The organism is Nocardia sp. NPDC051929, from assembly GCF_044548645.1.
Taxonomy (GTDB): domain Bacteria; phylum Actinomycetota; class Actinomycetes; order Mycobacteriales; family Mycobacteriaceae; genus Nocardia; species Nocardia sichangensis.
In genome coordinates this window covers 310,669-330,585 of sequence record NZ_JBIUCG010000004.1, presented here as the reverse complement: position 1 = coordinate 330,585, position 19,917 = coordinate 310,669, and the positions used below count along the sequence as shown (strand labels likewise).

Genomic DNA, 19,917 nt, shown 5'->3' with positions numbered 1-19,917 from the left:
ACCGAGCGCATCGCCAAGGCGCAGCGACCGGGTGCGACGCCGTCCGGCGGCGCCGCAGCAGCCGCCTCGGATGCTGCCGCGGCGAGATCGAAGGCCGGCGCGGGCGCCAGTAGTCCAGCCCCTGGCGGCCAACCGAAACAGGCTCCCGGTGGCGGTCCGGTCCCCGGGAAGGACGCGAACACGGCCAAGGCGGGCACGAAACCGGCCAACGGTCCAGCGAGCGGTACGAACTCACCGGCTACGAATCCATCGGCTTCCAATGCGAGCGGCTCCGCACCCGCGGGTCCCGCGCCACAGGTTTCGACGCAGTCCGGAGCGTCCGGCGGTCCGAAGACCCCCGGCAACCAGGCGAATGCCACCAACCGGCCCGCAGCCGCGAGCCCCCGAGCGGCCGGGACCCCGGCTGGGTCCAACGCGACCAGTGGGACCAGCGCCGAAAGCACACCTGCCGCCGGTCCCTCGAGCGCGGCGAAGGCCGCTGGGGCGGCGTCAGCAGGCGGTACCGGTAAGCCGAACCCCCCTGCTTCTGCCGCGCCGTCCCCGGCGGGGCAACCAGCCGCGAAACCACCTGCGGGGCAAGTCGCAGCCAGCCGTAACACACCGCCGCCCTCCGGCCCGGCCGCATCGAACGCACCCGGCGCCAAAGGCACAGCCCCTTCCGGTCCAGCGAACACCCCGGCAGGGAAACTCGGCGGCGCAGCAGCACCCAATGGCCCGGCCGCATCGAACCCGCCCGGCACCAAAGGCACAGCGCCTTCTGGACCGGCGAACACCCCAGGGAAACTCGGCAGCACACCAACGCCCTCCGCCCCGGCCGCATCGAACACGCCCAGCACCAAAGGCACAGCTCCATCTGGACCGGCGAACACCCCAGGGAAACTCGGCAGCACACCAACGCCCTCCGCCCCGGCCGCATCGAACACGCCCAGCACCAGAGACACAGCTCCATCTGGACCAGCGAACACCCCAGGGAAACTCGGCAGCACACCAACGCCCTCCGCCCCGGCCGCATCGAACACGCCCAGCACCAGAGACACAGCTCGTCCCGGACCGGCGAACAGCCCGGCAGGGAAGGTGGGCGGCGCACTGGCACCCTCCGGGCCAGGCACATCCAGCTCACGCCCAGCATCGGGCACCGATGCGGAAACGGCCGCGCCCGAGCGCGAGTCCGCGCCGGAGACCGGCGGTAGCGCCTCGAAGCCTGGTTCCGCTCCGGACCAGTCGCGCACCGTGGTGATCAAACGGGATCAGCTTCCGTCCGGTGCGGCCCCCGCGAGTGGGTCCGCTTCGAAAGACGCACCGGCGCAGCCGGATCGACCAGCGACGGACAAGGCACCCGACTCCGGCGCGAAGGCAGGACCGGCGGCCGCCTCGAAGAACGCGGCGACGGCCGAGACGACCCCGGGTACGCCGCCCGAGACCGCCGGTGCCTCTACTCCGCCCGGTGGCAAGCCTGAGGCCGAGACCGCCGCGATCCCGGGGGGCGGCGAATCCGCGACCGTCGTGATACGCAAGCCGTCGGCCGGACCGGCTCCCGCGCCGGAGCGGACCGGCGAATCCACCCCGGCCGAGGCGCAGAACCCGCCCGGTTCGGATGACGTGACGATGGCGATGCCGGTGGTCGGCCTGGACGACGCGAAGACCGTCGCGTTGCCCATCCAGCGCCCCGGCGACGGCGGCAGGCCGGGCACCGATCGCGTGCTCACTCCACCGGCGGGTCCGGTACCGGTCACCAAGCCGCCGAGCACGCCGCGTCCGGCTCCCGGTCCCAAACAGCCCGGCCCGCACGGCCCTGCCGCGCCGCCGCAGCACGGACCCGGCGTCGAGGACACCCGCCCGTCGCCGCAGCGTCCCGGCGGCAGACCGCGACAGGTGGCGACCGCGCCGTCCCCCGCGGACGTCCAGCAGACCGTGCCCGCGCAGTCGATGGGGGGTCCGCGTGCGCCGCAGACCCGGCCCGTCGCGCCGCCGCAACGGATCCCCCCTGCTTCGCAGGCCGCCGGTGCGACCGCCACCGGTCCCACTCGGCCCGATCGACGGCTGATCGTGCTCGGAGCGGCGGCCGTGGCGGTGATCGCGCTCATCGCGGTGATCGTGTCGCTGGTCACGATGTCCGGCGACGACTCCCCCGAGGCTCAGGTGCGCAGCGCCATCACCAGCTACACCGACGCGCTGAAGAGCGGCGATCTGGACGCGCTCCGCTCCACCACCTGCGGTCCGCTGCACGACTTCTATCAGGGCATTCCGAGCGACCAGTTCGCCGGCGTGCACAAGTTGTCGATGGAACGCAAGAACATCCCGGTGGTGGACAGCATCGACGCCATCCGCATCACCGACGCCACCGCCATCGCCCAGGCCACGGTGTACACCGAGGCCGACCCGGCGAAGCGGTCCGCACGCACCTTCGACCTGCAGCGCACGGACGACGGATGGAAGGTCTGCGATCCGCCCTCCAGCAGCCAGTAACCACCTGGCGGCGTGATAGCCGCCACGCATCGATGCCGGTCACACACGTCACACTCACCTGGTCAATGGTCCGGTCCGGCAGTAGCATGGCCGGGATCATGAGCAGGGAGCAGACGATGGCGCGGCCGGATATCGATGTCGTCCCGGTGACGCCGATCGGACAGCGATTCCGGGTGCGTGACCACTACGAGGTCGGCCGGGAGAAGGTCCGGGAATTCGCCCGCGCGGTACAGAACCACCACGCGGCGCACCAGCACGAAGCCGACGCACGCGCGCTCGGGTATCCCGGGCTCATCGCGCCGCCGACCTTCGCCTCGGTGATCGGGATGACCGGGACCAGGGCGCTGCTCGACACGGTGCTCACCGAGTACGACCTCTCCCAGTTCCTGCAGACCGATCAGGTCTTCGAGATCTACCGGCCGATCCTGGCCGGCGACCGGATGCGCAGCGAGATCGTCATCGAATCGATCCGCCAGTTCGGCGACAACGACTTCATCTTGGTGCGCTTCACGCTGAGCAACCAGCACGGCGAGGTCGCCATCGTCGGGTCGACCACGATCGTCGCGCGCCGCGGAGCCGAGGTCGACGACACGCTCGACGACATCGTCGAGAACGTCATGATGCACGGGCGCCCGGTCGAATCCCGGAGTACCGACCCCGCGCACAACGATGTGCTGGTGTCGCTCGGCGTCAGCCCGTTGGTGGAGCCGGTCGAGCACGAGTCCACGCCCGTGCACACGCTGCCCGCCTTCGACGAGCTCGCTCCTGGCGATCAGCTACCCGACCGTGCGTTCCAGCTGACCCGCGGCGACCTGGCGAACTACGCGGGCGTGTCCGGCGACGCCAATCCGATCCACTTCAGCGACCACGCCGCACAGCTGGCCGGGCTGCCGACGGTGGTCGCGCACGGCATGCTGACCATGGGCTTGGCGGGTGACTATCTCACCTCGTGGCTGGGCGATCCCACCGCGATCCAGAAGTTCAGCGTGCGCTTCTCCGGCTTCGTTCCGGTCGCCGCCGACGCGGCGGGCACGGTGGAGTTCACCGGCCGGATCAAGTCGCTGGACGCTGCCGCGCGCACCGCGACCATCCTGCTCGGCGGCTCGTCCGAGGGTCGCAAGCTGTTCGGTCGCGCGCTGGCCGAGGTCCGGCTCCGCTGACCCGAGCGGCTCACTCGCCGACGACCGAGTGCATCAGGTACACGTTGTAGTCACTCCAGGTCGACATGGTGAAGTAGAGATCCCTACCCGAAGACCACGGGTGGATGAAGCCTCCGTACAGCTCCGGATAGCTCAGCGCCGACACCGTCGGCGTGCTCTCCGACCACACGCCCTGCGGAGTGTCCGCCTCGCGTACGACCAGCGCCGCCTTCGTCGTGTCCAGATAGCTCATCTGCCAGACCTCGCGGGCGGCGTCGTAGCGGACCGACAGTTCACCGACAGGACCGTCCACGATCGGCGTGGCCGAGCCGAAGCCACCGACGGGGGTCCAGGCGCCATCCCGCCAATACTGGTAGGCGGTGGTGTTGAGCAGCTGGTCCTCGGGCACTCGAGCCAGGCCCACCGCGCCCAGGCGGGTGTTGGGCGTGCCGAACATGTAGACATAACCCCCGTGCGGCACCATCGCGCTCACCTGGAAATTCGCCAGCCCGAAGATGTTGTCCCAGCGCGCGTGCGGGTCCTTCGTCCAGGTCTGGCCGTGATCGTCGGAGTAGGCGATGCCGCCGTAGTTGGTGAAGAAGGTGCCGGGCAGGCTGTTCCAGGTCCGAATGGACATGTAGCTCAGATACTGTCGCTCGCCCAGCGCGAAACCCGAGGTGGGAATGGTGGTGACCTCGACATTGTCGAGTTTGCGGCTGGAGAGCACCTCGGCCGCGTGGCAGCGGTCGTCGGTCACCATGCGGTCGAACGTCACCCCGTCGGCGAGATCCCGGTCGGTGCTGAAGGCGAGGACGTTGCTGCGCCAATCCAGCCCCATGCCACCCGGCGGATGGAAGCCGCGCCCGACGGTGTCGCCGAACGCGGTCGCGATCTCGCCCGGTGCGCTCTCCCACATGATGCCGAGGTCGGTGCCGTCCACCTGCCAGCGTTTGTCGGTGCGGTTCACCGAGTTCGCGCCGGTCAGCTTCGCCACCTCGCGAGCTGGGCCGAGCCGCGGCGCGGGGCGAGCCGCTGACTGCGCCGCGGGCTCGATCGGCGGCCGCACCGGCGCGGGTGGTGGGGGCACCTGACCGGGTTCCGGGCCGGGGCCGGGGATCGCGAAGTGGAATGGTTTGGGATTGAGCAGGATTTCGGGGATCCCGAGCTGTCCGGCGAGACTCGGTGGCGCGCCGGGCAGATCGGTGAGATCCGGGCACGGATTCGCGCAGGGATCCGGCGGGAGCTCCATCCGCGTTCGCTTCGGCGCGGATTCCGGCAGCTGTGGCGGGAGCACGGTGATCACCGGATAGGGAATCGGCACCTCCAGCGTTTTCGGCACCAAAGGCTCGTGGGTCGCCACCGGGTCGGTCGCGCACGGACCCACTCCCGCGAGAGGGCTCGCCGCTTCGGGCGCGGCGGCGGCAGGCCCGTCGGCGTAGACGAGCATTCCCGCGCCGACCACGATCGCACCGACCGCGGCGAGCATTCGCATCGCCATAGCAAACCCCTCGAAATCCATTGCGGACACGAATCTTGCGAAGACGAACCAGCGGAACGACCCTACCCCGTTCGCCTTTCGAAGGCTGTCAGAACGACACGCCCAATAAATAGGACGAAATTGCTTCATTTGCAAGGTGAAACGCCCCGGATTTGCTAGCGTCCATTTCGCGACGACTCCAGTCGGGGAGAGTGGCCGCACGGAGCAGACTCCGCGCCATAGTTCGAAACCTTTGCCGCCGTGCATGTTCCATCATGCCCGGCCTTGACCAAGAACGGATCACATGAAGAACCCACTCCTGCGCGCCGTGCTCGGCATCGGCTCCGCCGGTGTGCTCGCCACCGCCGTTGTCACCCTCGGCTCGCCCGTCGCGGCGGCAGATCCACTCACCGACCTGCTCTGCGGTTCCGGATCCGCACAGTTCTGCCCACCGCAGGCGGCACCGCCGCAAACTCCGCCGCAGCCGAGCAATCCGCCGGCCCCGAGCAATCCGCTGGCCCCGAACAATCCACCGGCCCCGAACAATCCGCCGCCGAACAACCTGCCACCGCAAGCGCCCCCGGGTCCCTACTACAAGAACTGCACGGAGGTCCGCAACGCCGGTAAGGCCCCGCTGCGGCGTGGACAGCCGGGTTACGCCCCCCACCTGGACCGGGACAACGACGGAATCGCTTGCGAGTGAGGCGCGCCGGACGATCCGGGAGCAGGATGGAGACGTGACCAAGTCAGTTCTCCGCGTCGCACCCGTGATCGGGGCGGCGCTGCTGGCGGCCGGAGCGTGCGCGCTCGTGCCGTCGGCGGCGTCCGCCGTCCCGCCCCCGGCCGTCGCGATCGCCGGACCGCACGACGACCATCCGATCCCGCACAACCGATCCGGGCCGAAGGGGGACAGCGAGCGACCCGAAGAACCCGCCGAGCGGTCGCCGAAGATCTACACCGACTGCGACCAGGTGCGCGCCGAGGGCGCCGGGCCGCTGTACCGTGGGCAGCCCGGCTTCAACGCCCAGCTGGACCGGGACGGCGACGGGATCGCCTGCGACTAGTGCAGCGCCTGGAAGGTCAGGATCGTCGCGCCGATCCGGATCAGGTCGCCGTCGGCGAGCAGCACGCCGCTGTCGATCGCGTCGTCGTTGACGTAGACGCCGTTGGCCGAATGCAGATCCTTGATGAGCAGACCGGAGCGACTCGGCATGATGTGCGCGTGATAGCGGCTGGCCCGCGGGTCCTCCAGCACCAAGTCGTTGTCGGTCATCCGCCCGATACGCAGGCCGCCCTGCGCGATCGCCACCACGCGACCGTCCGGCATCCGCAGCTGACCGCTGCGCACCGCACGCGGCACCTCGGTGACCGTCTCGGTCATCGCCGCGGCCAGGCGCTCGACCTGCCGGAGTTCGACCGTGCTCAGCGGCTCCTGCCGCAGCACGCGCTGCTCCAGGTCGATCAGCGCCGGCCCCGGGTCGATGCCGAGCTCGTCGGCGAGCACGCCGCGCACCTTCCGGCACGCCTCCAGCGCGTCCGCCTGCCGTCCGGACAGATACAGCGCGGTGATCAACTGGCCCCACAGCGGTTCACGCAACGGGTGCTCGTTGGTCATCGCCACCAGCTCGCCGATCACCGAGGACGCTCGCCCGCAAGCGATCTCGGCGTCGATCCGGGCCGCCGCGGCCAGTAACCGCTCCTCGTCCATGGCGGTGGCGAACCCGTCGGCGAACTGCAATCCGGCCAGATCGGCCAGCGCCCGGCCGCTCCACTCGCGCAGCGCGGAGCCGAACAGCTGCGCCGCCCCGGCGTGATCACCCGCCTCGGCGGCACGGGCGCCCGCCTCCCGCGCCGCTTCGAAACGTCCCAGATCGCATGCGGTCTCGTCGATCTCCAACCGATAGCCCGACGACTCGGTGCGCAGCACCGTCGCCGGGTCCACCCCGGAGTTACGCAGCGCCTTGCGGATGTTGGAGACGAAGACCTGCAGGCTGGCGGCATAGGCGTCGGGCGGTTCCTCGTTCCACACCAGATCGGCGAGCGCGGCCGACGACACCGCGCGCCGCCGATTCACCGTGAGCGCGGCGAGCAGAGCTCGCGGTTTGGGCCCGCCGACGGCCACCGGTTCACCACCGACGAGCAGCCGCACGGGCCCGAGCACGCGCACATCCAAACTCATGTGCACCAAGCCCCTGACGGGTGTATCAGGGTCAGGCGCTGATCGAGCGTCCGGCCGAGTGCAGGTCGTTGCACGCCTCCACCACACGCGCCGACATCGACGCCTCGGCCTTCTTCAGGTAGCTGCGCGGGTCGTAGGCCTTCTTGTTGCCCACTTCGCCGTCGATCTTCAGCACGCCGTCGTAGTTGGCGAACATGTGCCCGGCGACCGGCCGGGTGAACGCGTACTGGGTGTCGGTGTCGACGTTCATCTTCACCACGCCGAAGCGCAGCGAGTCCTCGATCTCGGACTTCAGCGAGCCCGAACCGCCGTGGAAGACGAAGTCGAACGGCTGCGCGTCGGCGCCGAGGCCGAGCTTGGCCGCCGCGACGCGCTGGCCCTCGGCGAGCACCTCGGGCTTGAGCACCACGTTGCCCGGCTTGTACACGCCGTGCACGTTGCCGAAGGTGGCCGCGAGCAGGTACTTGCCGTTCTCGCCCGCGCCGAGGGCGTCGATCGTCTTCTGGAAGTCCTCCGGCGAGGTGTAGAGCTTCTCGTTGATCTCGGCCTCGACGCCGTCCTCCTCACCGCCGACGACACCGATCTCGACCTCGAGAATGATGTTCGCGGCGTGGGTGGCCTTCAACAGCTCCTTGGCGATCTCGAGGTTCTCGTCGATCGGAATCGCGGAACCGTCCCACATGTGCGACTGGAACAGCGGGTTCTGGCCGGCGTTGACCCGCTCCTGGGAGATCGCCAGCAGTGGACGGACGAAAGTGTCCAGTTTGTCCTTCGGGCAGTGGTCGGTGTGCAGCGCGATGGTCACGTCGTACCTGGCCGCGACCACGTGCGCGAACTCGGCCAGCGCCACCGCGCCCGTGACCATGTCCTTCACACCCTGGCCGGAGCCGAATTCCGCGCCGCCGGTGGAGAACTGGATGATGCCGTCGCTGCCCGCGTCCGCGAAACCCTTGATGGCCGCGTTGATCGTCTCCGACGACGTGCAGTTGATGGCCGGGAATGCGAAGGAATTGGCTTTGGCCCGACCGAGCATCTCGGCGTAGACCTCCGGAGTCGCGATGGGCACTGTAAGACCTCCGTGTTGTGCGGCAAAGACCTATTTTGTCAGCCTTCACCCTAAGGCAGCGGTGTTTCGCCTGGTATGCAGGGAGGGAGTGCGCAGTTGACCCGCCGGTAATTTTGCGCACAGCACGAGCTTTTTCAGGTGGAGCCGGTACTGTGGGGCCGGTAATTTGCGCTGGCAGCTTCCGACGCGGTGGCAAGCGATGCAGGCCAGCCGTATCGGGACAGGAGGCCACGTGATTCTGCAGGCAGCGACAGAATCGGTGACGAGTAACCTCGCGTTGACCGAGTTGCTCGATCCGATGCACCTGCTCACGGAGACGTGGCTGAAGGACGCGGTGCTGCCGGCCATCCTGGTCATCGTCTTCATCGAGACCGGCTTGCTGTTCCCGATCCTGCCCGGCGACTCGCTGCTGTTCACCGGCGGCCTGCTCGCCGCGCAGCCGAATCCGCCGGTGTCGATCTGGGTGCTGGTGCCCGCCGTCGTCCTGGTCGCGTTCGCGGGAGACCAGTGCGCGTATTGGATCGGCCGGGCGATCGGGCCCGCGCTGTTCCACAAAGAGGACACCCGTTTCTTCAAGAAGCACTACGTGACGCAAACGCACGAGTTCTTCGAAAAGCACGGGCCGAAGACGATCATCCTGGCCCGCTTCGTGCCGATCGTGCGCACCTTCATGCCGGTGCTGGCCGGTGTCTCCAAGATGGACTACCGCAAGTTCGTCGCGTTCGACATCGTCGGCGCGCTGCTGTGGGGCGGCGGTGTCACGGTGCTCGGCTACTTCCTGGGCAACGTCGCGTTCATCCGGGACCACGTCGAGGCGATCTTCTTGCTCATCGTCTTCGTGTCGATCCTGCCCGGCATCAGCGCGGTGGCGAAGAAGCTGCTCGGCCGCAATGCGCAGGCGCAAGAGCAGGCCGAGGCGAAGCTGCCCGCCTCGACCAGCGAGTCCACCCGCTGAAGCCGGTGACGACGGAATCGTCGCCCCTAGCCGTGGGCAGTTTCGATCCGCTACTGTCGGCGGGCCCCGCGCTCGTCTGGACGGTGGTGCTGACCTTCGTTTTCCTCGAGTGCGCGGTGATTCTCGGGCTGTTCTTGCCCGGTGACTCGATGCTGATCACCGCGGGCATCGTGATGGCGTCGCACGCCTCGGGTGAAACGCACGTCTGGGCGCTGTCGGTGGGCGCGATGGTCGCGGCCATCGCGGGCAATCAGGTCGGCTACGTCATCGGGCACCGCACCGGACGACACCTGGTGGCCAGGAAGAACGGCAGATACATCAACGTCCGCAACCTGCAACGCGTCGCGGAGCTGCTGCATCGGCACGGCTTCGTCGCGGTGCTGATCGCCCGGTGGATCCCGTGGGTGCGCACCCTGTGCCCCTCGGTAGCAGGCGCCGCGCGGATGGACCACCGCAAGTTCACAGTCGCCAGCACGATCGGTGCGATCGTCTGGGCGCCGGTGCTGTTGCTCATCGGGTACTACGCGGGCAGCTTCCTGCAGCGCGTGCAATGGCTGATGCCGATCGTGATCGGCACGCTGGTGGTGGGCCTGATCATCGGGACGGCGCTCGGCGTGCGGCACTACCGGCAGGAGATGTCGCAACCCGCCGAGGACTTCGCGCTGGAAACGGCTCCGAGCGCCGTGCTGGAGCCCGAGGGCTGATACTCGGTCACAGCCCAGCGGCGCTGACCTGGTAGGCCGCCTCCATGAGCAGCCAGCCGGACAACTGCACCGACATGTCGCGTCCCGGCACTTTCGACGAGGTGACCGAGCCGCCGGAGGTGAGGTAACCAGCTCCCGCGCTGCCGCCGGGCAGTCGCGCGGGCTTGCTCCAGTCGTGCCCGAACAGTGGCTCGCCCTCGACTTGCAGCCGGTTCGCCCACGCCGCCTCGGCGGACGCGGTGACGATAGCGGCGGCCGCGCGGCGGTCGGCGATTTGCTGGGCGTCCTCGCCCGGCAGCATCACCGCGACCAGCGCCAGGTATCGGGCCAGGATGCCGTTGAACAGGCCGCCGTCGCCGCCGCCACCACCGTCGACCACACCGTCGGTGGTCATGTGTTCCTCGACGGCCGCGAGCAGCCGGTGCACGCGTTCGGTATGCCTGGGTTCGCCGGTCTGCACGGCGAGCTCGGTCTCCAGGCCGAGCGCCACACCCTGGCAGTAGCTGAACACGGGACGCTCGATCTCGCCGGAGGGTAGGTGAATGCCATCCAGGATCAACCCGGTCTCCGGATCGCGCAGGGTCGCGTCCAGCCAGTCGGACATCTCCTGAGCGCGTTGGACGCGCCCGAGGCGCAACAGCGCGATCGCGGCAGGACCGTTCGCGGGCGCGTTGAAGTAGTCCGAGCCGATGCGCCAGGGCAGGCCGCCGCCGACCTGCGGCTGCCAGCCGTCGTGCAGCTGCTTCTCCAGCGCGACCAGCGCACTGCGCACGTCGGTGCCCTGGGTGCGCTCGGCGCGTTCCAGCGCGATGGCGAGCCAGGCCATGTCGTCGTAGTAACGGTTGGTCCAGCCGGTGATGTTGCGGATGCGGTGTGAGCGCGCCAGCGCGGCGATTCGCCTGCGGCGCAGCGGAGTCGGCGCCCGATTCGCGGCGTCGGTCGCGCACTCGATCAGATGCGCCTGCCACCAGTAGTGCCACGCGCCGAAGATTCGCTCCCGCTTGGTCGCCGGCCAGCCGACCACACCGAGTTCGGTGCCAGGGAGCGCCCACAGCGCGCGCAGATGCCGGGAGATGATCGACGATTCGGCCATATCGGCCCGTTCGGACCACAGCGTCGCCGGCGCGACGGCCTCCCGGCCCGCCGGTGCCCGGCCGGTCGGCGGACGCGGTGCCGCGGAGCCCGTCTCGGCGTGCTCCACGCTCGGCACCTCGATATCGTCGCTCCGCGAGGTCATGGGTCAATGGTGCCAGGCCAGAACGCATTTATGCGCCCGATTTGTTACGAAAGCGATGTGGAATCGTGCCGGTGGGCTTCCGGGGGCGAAGATCGCCAGCTCAGACGATCGTGCGCGGGTCCGGCGCTCACCATGCGGTCGCCGGATCGGCGTGTTGCCGGATCCAGGCGTGCATGGCGATCCCGGCGGCCACGCCCGCGTTGATGCTGCGGGTCGAGCCGAACTGCGCGATCGACACCGTCATCACGGCGGCCTGCTTGGCATGGTCGGTGACACCGGGGCCTTCCTGGCCGAACAGCAGTAGGCACGCGCGCGGCAGCGTGACCGTCTCCAGCGGCACCGAACCCGGCACGTTGTCGACGGCGACCACGGTCAGGCCCGCGCGCTCGCTGAACGCCAGCAGTTCGCCGATGTCGGCGTGGTGGCGGATGTGCTGGTAGCGATCGGTCACCATGGCGCCCCGGCGATTCCAGCGCCGACGCCCGACGATGTGCACGGCCGCGGCGGCGAAGGCGTTCGCCGTGCGGACCACCGTGCCGATGTTCGCGTCGTGCCCGAAATTCTCGATCGCGACGTGGAACGGGTGCCTACGCCGGTCGATATCGGCCACGATGGCCTCGCGGCTCCAGTAGCGGTAGGCGTCGACCACGTTGCGGCGGTCGCCACCGGCCAGCAGTTCGGGATCGAGGCGCGGATCATCCGGCGGCGGCTCGGCGTGCTCGCTCGCCCACGGACCGACGCCGTTGGGGTGCTCGCCCCACTCCGTCGGGCCGGGTAGATCCTGCTCCGCCGCGTCCGGCGCTGGGTGACTCACCTTCATGATGCTAATTCCGGGCACCGCGCCCGCGACGCGTGGCTCAGTAGCCGGACGAGCTTCCCGCGAACACGCCGACCAGGGCGAGCACCAACATCAACAGCAGGAACAGCAGGCTCACGCACAGCAGCCCGGTCGCGATGATGCCGCAGATGTATCCCGCGTTGACATTCCCCCGGCCACCGATGGTTCCACCGGACGCGTCGATCTCGTTGAGCGCCCGCTTGCCCATCACCCACGCGAAAGGTCCGATGAACTGACACAGCACGAGACTCAGGATGCCCAGGATCAAGATCGTGGTGGATTGCGGGTGGTCCGGTGCTCCGTAGGCCCCATAGGCTGGATAGCCGTACGGCGGCGGCTGCGGCGGGTAGCTCATCAGCAGGATCGTAGTAGGTGTGGCTGCCTACACCACTTTTTCGGCGGTCGGCTCCATCGACCCCCGGAATCGCCGCGACCACCATGGATTCCATGACCGAGACACACACCGAACCGACCCTCGTGCTCGACGCGCCGGCCAGTGCGCCGGAACCGGAAGAGCATGTCCTTCGATCGGTCCTGCTCGCACCCGTGCGCGCCCGGTTCTGGAAGGAACTCGTCTACGTTCTCACCGTTTTCGTGCTTGGCTGCCTGGCCGTCGCCTACCTGTTCCTCGGCTTCGGCGGCGGGCTGTATCTCGCGATCACCGTCATCGGCCTGCCGGTGCTGGCAGGCGTGCTGCTCGGCGGACGGCTGTGGGGCCGGATCTACCGCGCCCTGGCCAAAGATCTGCTCGGCATCGTCGTCGCGCCGCCCCCGCCGTTCGCACCCGCGTCCGGCCTGATCGGATTCTTCCGCAGCGCCTTCACCGATCGGGCGGCATGGCGAGCGGCATTGTTCCTGCTCGCGCAGGCGGTGCTCGGCGTCGCGGTGGGTTACCTGGTGCTCGTCGCGGTGGCGATGACCATGTTCACCGCGCTCTCCCCGATCCCATGGGCACTGATCCGCCCGACGAATGTCGACGAGAACGGTGTCGAGCACCAGTCGATGGTCCAGTTCGGCGGTCTCTACCTCGACAGCTGGCCGAAAGTGCTGGCGTTCGCACTGGTGGGAGCGCTCGGCTGCCTGGCGCTGCCCTGGCTGCTGCGCGGCGTCTGCTGGTTGCACGGGCTGTTGACGATCGCGCTGCTCGGCGCGACGACCCGCGATCGCCGAGTGACCGAGTTGCAGGAGAGCAGGCGCACCGCCGTCGAGGACTCCGCGGCCACGCTGCGCAGACTGGAACGCGACCTGCACGACGGTACTCAGGCCAGACTGGTCACCATCGCGATGGCGCTGGGCCGTGCGGAGGATCGGCTGGCCGCGGGCGGCGATCCCAGCGACCTCATCGCCGAGGCGCGCGCGGGTTCCAAGGAGGCGCTGACCGAACTGCGCGAACTGGTGCGCGGAATCCACCCGCCCGCATTGGAATTGGGGCTCGGACCGGCGCTGGAGACGCTGGCGGCGCGCTGCTCGGTGCCGGTGCAGCTGCGGGTGCATCTGCCCGAACGGCCCACTCCGGCCATCGAAGCGATCGCGTATTTCTCGGTGGCCGAATTGCTGACGAACGTGGTGCGGCACGCGCGGGCCACCAGCGCGTGGGTCTCGGCGCTGCCGGGTGACGGGCGGACGATCGCGGTAACAGTGCGGGACAACGGTATCGGCGGCGTGATGACGCCCGTCGACGGCGCGCTCGGCGCGGGCAGCGGGTTGTCCGGCCTCGCGGCGCGGGCCCGCACCGTGGACGGGACGCTGACCGTGCACAGCCCGGCCGGTGGGCCGACGGTGGTGACGATTCTGCTGCCGCTGGCGGGGTCACGATGAGTGACGGACTACGCCTCGTGATCGCCGAGGACAGCGCCATCCTGCGCGACGGGCTCGCCGGGCTGCTGACCGAACGCGGCCACGAGGTGGTCGCCATGGTCGGCGACGCGACCGCTCTCGCCGACGTGGTCGGCACACATAACCCCGATGTCGTCGTGGTGGACGTGCGGATGCCGCCCAGCTACACCGACGAGGGGCTTCTGGCCGCCATCGAATTGCGCCGCAAATACCCGATGACCGGCGTACTGGTGTTCTCCCAGTGGGTCGAGACCCGCTATGCCACGGAATTGCTGGCCGGTGGCGCGAGCGGCGTGGGCTACCTGCTCAAGGACCGGGTCGCCGACGTCCGTGACTTCGTGGACGCGCTGCACCGCGTGGCCACCGGAGGGACCGCGCTCGACCCGGAGGTGGTGAGTCAATTGATGGGCGCCTCACGTCAGCAGGATGTGCTGGCCCGCCTCACCCCGCGGGAACGCGAGGTGCTCGAGCTGATGGCCCAAGGCCTGTCCAACAGCGCCATCGCCGCCGCCCTGACCGTCACCGAGCGGGCGGTGGAAAAGCACATCGGCAATATCTTCCTCAAGCTCGACCTACCGCCCTCCGACACTCACCACCGCCGCGTCCTGGCGGTATTGCGACTCAAGGGCTGACGACGCTGTGGTTTGTCGGCACGTTATGCCAGACTGGCCCCAACGCGGTATCCGTGCGGGGAGGGGAGGAAGCGATGACCGTCGACGTGAACTGGCCTGATCATCTGCTGACCCTGGAGGACTGGATTGCGCTGCCGGAGGACAGCAGCCGAAATTACGAGCTTGTCGAGGGGGTTCTGGTCGTGTCACCGAGGCCGGTCTTGCGCCATCAATTCGCGGTCTGGCAACTCGCGGCGCAAATCCACCCTCAACTACCGAAAGAGCTTGCTGCGGTAGGCGAGGCGGAGTTGGTAGTCGATCCGGTGCAACCCCCTACGGTGCGCGTGCCGGACGTCTTGGTCATCCGCCGCAAAGCGCTCACGGACGATCTCGCACGCGTTCATCCCGAGGATGTGAAACTCGCCGTCGAAATACTGTCGGCCGGTTCCCGGCGAACCGATCGTGTCACCAAGTTCTTCGAGTACGCCGACGTCGGCATCGAGCACTATTGGCTCATCGACCTCGACGAGCCGGCCAGCCTCAGCGCCTACCGACTGATCGACAGCGACTACGAACTCGTCGCCGAGCGATCGGGCTCGGTAACAGTCGAGCTGGCCGGAACTCCGGTCACGATCGACCTTATCGCCCTGTCCAGCGATTATCCGGGCGAATAGCGCCGCACCGCCGAAGGCGCCGGGCCTATCCTGGAGGTCTGGCACTCGGGGTGGAGGCTGGTATGGATCACGAGCGGATACTGCGCACGGTGCTCGGGGTGACCGCCGGGTATCTGATCCTGCTGGCGCTGTGGTTGGGGTGGGTGGTGCATCGGACGCCGCCGGGGACGGTGCCGTATCAGATCGTGGCGTTGGTCGGGTTGTTCGGTTCGTGCGTCGGCATCGGGATGATGCTCGCCGGACGGCCGTCCAAGGCGGATCGCCGCTTGTGGCGGCACGGGCTGGAAGGCTGGGCGACCGTCGAGGGCGTGCACCCACTCGAGCGCACCGACCATTACACGGAGCTCACCGAGCTGGATCTGGAACTGACCGTACCGGGCTCCGAGAGTTACCGCGGCACTGTGGTTTTCGACGCCACCCCGGCCGACAAACCCCGGCTCGCGGTCGGCGAGATCCTCTCCATCCGCGTCGACCCGGCGAACCGGGATCGCATCATTCTGGTGCTGTGAGCACCGGCTTCACGTGCGCTTTCGGATCGGCGAGCAGGTACTGCGCGGCCGCATAGGTCGCCAGGATCACGCCTTCGGCCACCCGCCGGGTCCGCTCGCCGCGCGCGAACAACCGCCGCAGCACGATCAGCCCGTCCGAGACGGTGAACAGCAGCGCTCCGACGCCGAGGCGGCTGCGCGGATCGGTACCGGGAATGTTCACTCCCGCAACGTTTTTCGTGGCGGGCGCCAGCGCAGGGTCCGACGCGAGCACGGCCGCGGTACCCAAGGTGACGCCGTACGCGGTCAGCGGCGCGGCCACCGAAGGGGCCTTCTTCCGCAGCAACCCGGCCGCACCCAGCCAGGCGGCCACCCGGGGTACGGCCACCCCGACGGCGGGCCTGCCACCCATCCGCCACCACAGCGTGGAGTATCCGGCCTGCATCACCGCGAACGACGAGGCGCCCGCGATCAGCCTGCGATCGTCGTCCGGATCGATGAGCAGGATGTCGCCGACCGTGGCCGCGCCCAGCGACCCGATCAGCACCGTGCGCTCGGTGGACGGCAGCTCTCGGCCTTCGGTGGCCACGTCCGCCGCGAGCAGCGGCATCAGCAGCGGCTTCGCGATCCACTGCGCCTTCTCCCGCCCGGTGACGGCGCCGAAGACGGTGAGCGCCGCCGCCGCGAGATATCCGGCTCGGAACGGCCGCATGGTCAGAAGCTCGGCTCGGTGGGCGCGGGCGGCAGCGTGACGACTTGTCCCGCGTAACTCAGCCCCGCGCCGAAGCCGAGCAGCAACGCCGTCTGCCCGCCCTTGGCCTTGCCGGTGACCAGCATTTCCTCGATCGCGAGCGGAATGGACGCGGCGGAGGTGTTTCCGGTGTTCTCGATGTCGTTGGCCATCGGGATCTCGTCGGCCAGCCCGAGATTCTTCTTCATCAGCTCGTTGATCCGGGCATTGGCCTGATGCGGGACGAAGACCTCGATGTCCTCCTTGGCCACGCCGGAGACCTCGAGCGCGGTGGACAGCGCGCGCGGCAGGGTGACCGCGGCCCAGCGGAAGACGCGGGGGCCCTCCATCCGCAGCGACATCCGGCCGACCGGATCCACCGCCGGGTCGAGCCCCTGCATGGCCTGAGCGCGCTGCATGTACTCGAGGAAATCGATGTCCTGCATGATCGCTGCGGCGTTCTCGCCGTCGCTGCCCCACACGGTCGGCGAGATGCCGTTCTCGTCGCTCGGGCCGACCACGACCGCGCCCGCGCCGTCACCGAAGATCATCGCGGTGCCGCGGTCGGTGGGGTCGAGTCCGACGGTCATCGTCTCGGCGCCGATGAGCAGGACGTACTCGGCGGAACCGGATCGGATCATGTCGGCGGCCACGCCGAGGCCGTATCCGAAGCCGCCGCAGCCGGAGGTCAGGTCGAAAGCGGGGACGCCGTTCATGCCGATGTCATAGGCCACCTGCGGCGCGCCGTGCGGGGTGAGGGTCAGCCAGCTGGAGGTGGCCAGGATCACGGCGCCGATCTTCGACCGGTCGACGCCGCTGTTGACGATCGCGCGCTCGCCCGCCGCCGCCGCGATCGACCGGAGCGTCTCGTCACCGCTGATCCAGCGCCGGTTGCGGACGCCGGTGCGCTCGAAGATCCACTCGTCGGTGGAATCCAGGACCTCGCAGACCTCCGCGTTGCTGACCAGGCGTTCGGGTCGGTAAGCGCCGATTCCGAGCATCGCGACGTTCTCGCGGCTCCTGTTGACTGCAATGCTCACCACTGGAGACTCACACGACCCTTCACCTTCGAAGACTTACACCTCGTCCAGGCTATCCCAGGGCGAGATCCTTCAAGCCGAGGATCGACCGGTACTCCAGACCTTCCGCGGCAATCACCTGGTCGGCGCCGGTTTCCCGGTCGACGACGGTGGCGACGCCGACCACGGTAGCGCCCGCAGCGCGCAACGCGCGCACCGCGGTCAGGGGCGAATTGCCGGTCGTCGTGGTGTCCTCCACGACCAGCACCCGCTTGCCCACGACATCGGGGCCTTCGATCTGGCGCTGCATGCCGTGCGACTTCGCGGCCTTGCGCACCACGAAGGCGTCGATCGGGCGGCCGGGCGCGTGCAGCACGGCCAGCGCCACCGGGTCCGCGCCCATGGTCAGGCCGCCGACGGCGTCGAAGTCCCAGTCCGCGACGAGTTCGCGCAGCAGCTTGCCGATCAGCGGGCCCGCGCCGTGGTGCAGCGTCGCGCGGCGCAGGTCGACGTAGTAGTCGGCCTCTTTGCCCGAGGACAGGGTCACCCGGCCGTGCACGACGGCGAGCTCGCGTACCAGCGCGGCCAGCCGGTCCCTGTCGTTGGTAATCACGTCGATCATGTCAAGTCCTTCCGCGTGCGTTGAACAGCCCGCGATTGAGCCGGGCCCCCAGGGTTCGCGGGATCATTCCGGCGACGGTGGTGAGCGCTTTGTACTGCACACCGGGCACGCTGAGCACCCGGCCCTTCTCCAGATCACGCAGTGAGCCGGCGACTACCTGGTCGACGCTCAGCCACAACGCTTTCGGCAGCGAGGACATCTCGATGCCTGCTCGCTGGTGGAATTCCGTGCGGACGAATCCCGGGCACAGGGCTTGGACCCGGACTCCGGTCCCGGCCAATCCGCCTGCCAACCCTTCCGTGAAGGATACGACGTATGCCTTGGACGCCGAGTACGTCGACCCTCGTCCGGGAATCAGGCCTGCCACGCTGGCCACGTTGACGACGCAGCCGTTGGCCGCCGCGATCATCGGCGGCAGCGCGGCCCTGGTGAGCCGCACCACGGAGGTGACGTTGACGTCCAGTTGCGCCTGCAACTGCTCGGGCGGCAATGTCCAGAACTCCCCTGACCGCGCGAAACCGGCGTTGTTCACCAGGAATTCGACGCCGTCGGCCAGCCGCGCCGCGACCCGCTCGCGATCCTCGGCCCCGGCCAGGTCGGCGACGAGCAGCTCCGAGCGGGTACCGAAGCGGTGTTCCATCTCGGTCGCGAGGGCGGTGAGGCGCTGCTCGTCCCTGGCGGCCAGCACCAAGTCGTAGCCGAGGGAGGCCAGCCGGGTCGCGTAACCGCGGCCGATACCCGAGGTCGGTCCGGTGATCAAAGCCACCGGGCGGGTGGCGCCGGGCAGCCGGGGATGCTCGGTCATGACGGCGCGATCGATGGCAGTCGCTCGGGTCCGACCGCGATGGGCGCGCGGCCGGTCACTTCGGCACGGGTCCCTGGTAGGGGCGGAAGCCGGGATGGAACGGTCCACCGGGCGGGTCGGCGGGCCGCTGCCGCGACTCGGAGTCGGCCCGGCCCTCGGCGCGCTCGTCGCGTTCCTCATGTGACCGAGGCCCGTCGTCCTCGCGCACGCGGGCGCGGGTGTTCGGCACGACGGCCAGCGACGGGCGGCGCGCCGGTTCCGATCCCCGCTCCTCGGCTCGCTCGCCGGCGTGGGAGTCGTCATCGGACCGCTCGTCGCCTTCGGCCTCCGGGCGCGCACGGTCGCCCGCGTCGTCCTCGGGGCCCCGGACGTTCTCGCCCCGCTGACGCTCGCGAGGCCGGGAGCGGCCCGGCTCGGGTCCGCCGTCGTCGAAGTGCGGCTCGCTGACCGGTGGCAGCACGTGCAGCAGGCCGGACAGGCGCAGCACCGCGTCGATCGCGCCTTCCCAGTCCTTCGGGGTGGTGCCGACCAGCAGCATGCCCAGCGTCCAGTTGCCCTCGCTCCAGAGCATCTGTACGGAGTCCGGAAGATTCTCGATGAACGCGACCATGCGCTGATCGACCGCGTGCCTGGCGATTTCGGGATTGGTCGCGAACACCACGCGATCACCGATGGCGCCGAGCAGTTCCAGATCGTGGTCCTTGGGCGGCGCGGCCGTCTTCAGCCGCATGTCCACGTCGATGTCCGAACCGATCTGGCGGCGGACCGCGACCAGCGTCGCGGAGTCCTCCAAGTCGAACAGCACGAACTTCTCGCCCTTGCGGATGCCGGAGACCACGTCGACCGCGGAGAGATAGCCCAGTTTGGTCAGCGCGCCCCGCCGCCACGTGGACGGCAGCGCGGGTTCCACGGACACATAGGTATAGCCCTGCGACTTCGCCCACACCTGTCGCGCGTGACCGGTCCGCTGACGCTGGAGCCGATCGAAATACAGCAGCACGATCGCACCCACGAGCGCGATCGCCGCCAACCCGAACCACATTGCCGTCATCGACGCCTAGCCTAATGGTC

General features: G+C 69.0%; 21 protein-coding genes. 10 read left to right on the top strand and 11 right to left on the bottom strand.

Annotated features, from left to right (window positions below; all coding sequences use genetic code 11):
* The first annotated feature begins 1,230 nt into the window (after window positions 1-1,230).
* Both ACIHAX_RS07550 and ACIHAX_RS07545 read left to right on the top strand, forming a co-directional pair.
* Window positions 1,231-2,466, top strand: coding sequence for a hypothetical protein (locus ACIHAX_RS07550; RefSeq protein WP_397276327.1), 1,236 nt, complete (start codon window positions 1,231-1,233; stop codon window positions 2,464-2,466).
* Between the two features lie 98 nt (window positions 2,467-2,564).
* Window positions 2,565-3,626 carry a fused (3R)-hydroxyacyl-ACP dehydratase subunits HadA/HadB gene (locus ACIHAX_RS07545; RefSeq protein WP_356962832.1) on the top strand — a complete coding sequence of 354 codons (1,062 nt, stop codon included), beginning with the start codon at window positions 2,565-2,567 and terminating at the stop codon, window positions 3,624-3,626.
* Between the two features lie 10 nt (window positions 3,627-3,636).
* Here the strand turns inward: ACIHAX_RS07545 and ACIHAX_RS07540 are convergent, their stop codons facing one another.
* A complete protein-coding gene (locus tag ACIHAX_RS07540) occupies window positions 3,637-5,103 on the bottom strand; it encodes a DUF4185 domain-containing protein (RefSeq protein WP_397276324.1) in 1,467 nt (488 codons plus the stop codon).
* Between the two features lie 283 nt (window positions 5,104-5,386).
* Between ACIHAX_RS07540 and ACIHAX_RS07535 the strand changes: the two genes are divergently transcribed.
* Window positions 5,387-5,785, top strand: a complete 399-nt coding sequence (locus ACIHAX_RS07535) for an excalibur calcium-binding domain-containing protein (protein WP_397276322.1) — start codon at window positions 5,387-5,389, stop codon at window positions 5,783-5,785.
* Between the two features lie 34 nt (window positions 5,786-5,819).
* Complete coding sequence (locus tag ACIHAX_RS07530; protein ID WP_364424665.1) at window positions 5,820-6,146, top strand: excalibur calcium-binding domain-containing protein; 327 nt, start codon at window positions 5,820-5,822, stop codon at window positions 6,144-6,146.
* Here ACIHAX_RS07530 and ACIHAX_RS07525 read toward each other — a convergent pair.
* Window positions 6,143-7,261 carry a BTAD domain-containing putative transcriptional regulator gene (locus tag ACIHAX_RS07525; RefSeq protein WP_355071526.1) on the bottom strand — a complete coding sequence of 373 codons (1,119 nt, stop codon included), beginning with the start codon at window positions 7,259-7,261 and terminating at the stop codon, window positions 6,143-6,145. The two genes, ACIHAX_RS07530 and ACIHAX_RS07525, sit on opposite strands and share 4 nt — an antisense overlap.
* A gap of 31 nt (window positions 7,262-7,292) precedes the next feature.
* Complete coding sequence (gene fbaA / locus ACIHAX_RS07520; protein ID WP_364424668.1) at window positions 7,293-8,327, bottom strand: class II fructose-bisphosphate aldolase; 1,035 nt, start codon at window positions 8,325-8,327, stop codon at window positions 7,293-7,295.
* Window positions 8,328-8,625: 298 nt separating this feature from the next.
* On the opposite strand from fbaA, the gene ACIHAX_RS07515 reads away from it, so the two are divergent.
* Together ACIHAX_RS07515 and ACIHAX_RS07510 are read left to right on the top strand one after the other, a co-directional pair.
* Window positions 8,626-9,282 carry a VTT domain-containing protein gene (locus ACIHAX_RS07515; RefSeq protein WP_355072109.1) on the top strand — a complete coding sequence of 219 codons (657 nt, stop codon included), beginning with the start codon at window positions 8,626-8,628 and terminating at the stop codon, window positions 9,280-9,282.
* Window positions 9,283-9,287: 5 nt separating this feature from the next.
* Window positions 9,288-9,986 carry a DedA family protein gene (locus ACIHAX_RS07510; RefSeq protein WP_355071523.1) on the top strand — a complete coding sequence of 233 codons (699 nt, stop codon included), beginning with the start codon at window positions 9,288-9,290 and terminating at the stop codon, window positions 9,984-9,986.
* Between the two features lie 7 nt (window positions 9,987-9,993).
* Here ACIHAX_RS07510 and ACIHAX_RS07505 read toward each other — a convergent pair whose 3' ends face one another.
* The 3 genes from ACIHAX_RS07505 to ACIHAX_RS07495 form a co-directional block, all read right to left on the bottom strand.
* The gene (locus ACIHAX_RS07505) at window positions 9,994-11,079 is read right to left on the bottom strand and encodes a glycoside hydrolase family 76 protein (protein WP_355072107.1); all 1,086 of its coding nucleotides are present in this window, start codon (window positions 11,077-11,079) and stop codon (window positions 9,994-9,996) included.
* Window positions 11,080-11,350: 271 nt separating this feature from the next.
* On the bottom strand, window positions 11,351-12,043 hold the full coding sequence (locus ACIHAX_RS07500) for a TrmH family RNA methyltransferase (protein ID WP_355071522.1): 693 nt from the start codon (window positions 12,041-12,043) through the stop codon (window positions 11,351-11,353).
* 37 nt (window positions 12,044-12,080) lie between these two features.
* Entirely contained in the window at window positions 12,081-12,416 is a 336-nt protein-coding gene (locus ACIHAX_RS07495) for a DUF4190 domain-containing protein (RefSeq protein WP_356962841.1), read from the bottom strand.
* 92 nt (window positions 12,417-12,508) lie between these two features.
* Here ACIHAX_RS07495 and ACIHAX_RS07490 point away from each other — a divergent pair, with 92 nt between their 5' ends.
* The 4 genes from ACIHAX_RS07490 to ACIHAX_RS07475 all read left to right on the top strand — a co-directional run bounded on the left by ACIHAX_RS07490 (window position 12,509) and on the right by ACIHAX_RS07475 (window position 15,691).
* Entirely contained in the window at window positions 12,509-13,879 is a 1,371-nt protein-coding gene (locus tag ACIHAX_RS07490) for a sensor histidine kinase (RefSeq protein ID WP_397276319.1), read from the top strand.
* A complete protein-coding gene (locus tag ACIHAX_RS07485; RefSeq protein ID WP_397276317.1) occupies window positions 13,876-14,529 on the top strand; it encodes a LuxR C-terminal-related transcriptional regulator in 654 nt (217 codons plus the stop codon). Before ACIHAX_RS07490 ends, ACIHAX_RS07485 begins: the two co-directional genes overlap by 4 nt.
* A gap of 74 nt (window positions 14,530-14,603) precedes the next feature.
* Window positions 14,604-15,182 carry a Uma2 family endonuclease gene (locus ACIHAX_RS07480; protein WP_364424675.1) on the top strand — a complete coding sequence of 193 codons (579 nt, stop codon included), beginning with the start codon at window positions 14,604-14,606 and terminating at the stop codon, window positions 15,180-15,182.
* A 62-nt stretch (window positions 15,183-15,244) separates the two neighbouring features.
* Window positions 15,245-15,691 (top strand): hypothetical protein, encoded by a 447-nt coding sequence (locus ACIHAX_RS07475; RefSeq protein ID WP_355071515.1) that lies wholly within the window; start codon window positions 15,245-15,247, stop codon window positions 15,689-15,691.
* On the opposite strand, the gene ACIHAX_RS07470 is transcribed toward ACIHAX_RS07475, so the two are convergent.
* Genes ACIHAX_RS07470 through ACIHAX_RS07450 form a run of 5 tightly spaced genes read right to left on the bottom strand, consistent with a single transcriptional unit; the run spans window position 15,675 to window position 19,897 of the window.
* Window positions 15,675-16,382 carry a lysoplasmalogenase gene (locus tag ACIHAX_RS07470; protein ID WP_364424677.1) on the bottom strand — a complete coding sequence of 236 codons (708 nt, stop codon included), beginning with the start codon at window positions 16,380-16,382 and terminating at the stop codon, window positions 15,675-15,677. The genes ACIHAX_RS07475 and ACIHAX_RS07470 overlap by 17 nt on opposite strands.
* A gap of 2 nt (window positions 16,383-16,384) precedes the next feature.
* Window positions 16,385-17,443 carry a beta-ketoacyl-ACP synthase 3 gene (locus tag ACIHAX_RS07465; RefSeq protein WP_364424680.1) on the bottom strand — a complete coding sequence of 353 codons (1,059 nt, stop codon included), beginning with the start codon at window positions 17,441-17,443 and terminating at the stop codon, window positions 16,385-16,387.
* Between the two features lie 49 nt (window positions 17,444-17,492).
* Window positions 17,493-18,041: an orotate phosphoribosyltransferase gene (gene pyrE, locus ACIHAX_RS07460; protein ID WP_355071509.1), complete on the bottom strand. Its 549-nt coding sequence runs from the start codon at window positions 18,039-18,041 to the stop codon at window positions 17,493-17,495.
* Window position 18,042: 1 nt separating this feature from the next.
* Complete coding sequence (locus tag ACIHAX_RS07455) at window positions 18,043-18,846, bottom strand: SDR family NAD(P)-dependent oxidoreductase (protein ID WP_356962847.1); 804 nt, start codon at window positions 18,844-18,846, stop codon at window positions 18,043-18,045.
* Window positions 18,847-18,901: 55 nt separating this feature from the next.
* Entirely contained in the window at window positions 18,902-19,897 is a 996-nt protein-coding gene (locus ACIHAX_RS07450; protein ID WP_397276314.1) for a hypothetical protein, read from the bottom strand.
* Window positions 19,898-19,917 lie beyond the last annotated feature (20 nt).

Excerpts from the sequence above, each read along its gene's own strand:
- ACIHAX_RS07545 (WP_356962832.1), top strand. The coding sequence starts at position 2,565 with ATGAGCAGGGAGCAGACGATGGCGCGGCCGGATATCGATGTCGTCCCG.
- ACIHAX_RS07505 (WP_355072107.1), bottom strand. The coding sequence starts at position 11,079 with ATGGCCGAATCGTCGATCATCTCCCGGCATCTGCGCGCGCTGTGGGCG.
- ACIHAX_RS07480 (WP_364424675.1), top strand. The coding sequence starts at position 14,604 with ATGACCGTCGACGTGAACTGGCCTGATCATCTGCTGACCCTGGAGGAC.
- ACIHAX_RS07525 (WP_355071526.1), bottom strand. The coding sequence starts at position 7,261 with ATGAGTTTGGATGTGCGCGTGCTCGGGCCCGTGCGGCTGCTCGTCGGT.
- ACIHAX_RS07495 (WP_356962841.1), bottom strand. The coding sequence starts at position 12,416 with ATGAGCTACCCGCCGCAGCCGCCGCCGTACGGCTATCCAGCCTATGGG.
- ACIHAX_RS07535 (WP_397276322.1), top strand. The coding sequence starts at position 5,387 with ATGAAGAACCCACTCCTGCGCGCCGTGCTCGGCATCGGCTCCGCCGGT.
- ACIHAX_RS07490 (WP_397276319.1), top strand. The coding sequence starts at position 12,509 with ATGACCGAGACACACACCGAACCGACCCTCGTGCTCGACGCGCCGGCC.
- ACIHAX_RS07470 (WP_364424677.1), bottom strand. The coding sequence starts at position 16,382 with ATGCGGCCGTTCCGAGCCGGATATCTCGCGGCGGCGGCGCTCACCGTC.
- pyrE (WP_355071509.1), bottom strand. The coding sequence starts at position 18,041 with ATGATCGACGTGATTACCAACGACAGGGACCGGCTGGCCGCGCTGGTA.
- ACIHAX_RS07500 (WP_355071522.1), bottom strand. The coding sequence starts at position 12,043 with ATGAAGGTGAGTCACCCAGCGCCGGACGCGGCGGAGCAGGATCTACCC.
- ACIHAX_RS07450 (WP_397276314.1), bottom strand. The coding sequence starts at position 19,897 with ATGACGGCAATGTGGTTCGGGTTGGCGGCGATCGCGCTCGTGGGTGCG.
- ACIHAX_RS07515 (WP_355072109.1), top strand. The coding sequence starts at position 8,626 with ATGCACCTGCTCACGGAGACGTGGCTGAAGGACGCGGTGCTGCCGGCC.
- ACIHAX_RS07475 (WP_355071515.1), top strand. The coding sequence starts at position 15,245 with ATGGATCACGAGCGGATACTGCGCACGGTGCTCGGGGTGACCGCCGGG.
- ACIHAX_RS07540 (WP_397276324.1), bottom strand. The coding sequence starts at position 5,103 with ATGGCGATGCGAATGCTCGCCGCGGTCGGTGCGATCGTGGTCGGCGCG.
- ACIHAX_RS07455 (WP_356962847.1), bottom strand. The coding sequence starts at position 18,846 with ATGACCGAGCATCCCCGGCTGCCCGGCGCCACCCGCCCGGTGGCTTTG.
- ACIHAX_RS07485 (WP_397276317.1), top strand. The coding sequence starts at position 13,876 with ATGAGTGACGGACTACGCCTCGTGATCGCCGAGGACAGCGCCATCCTG.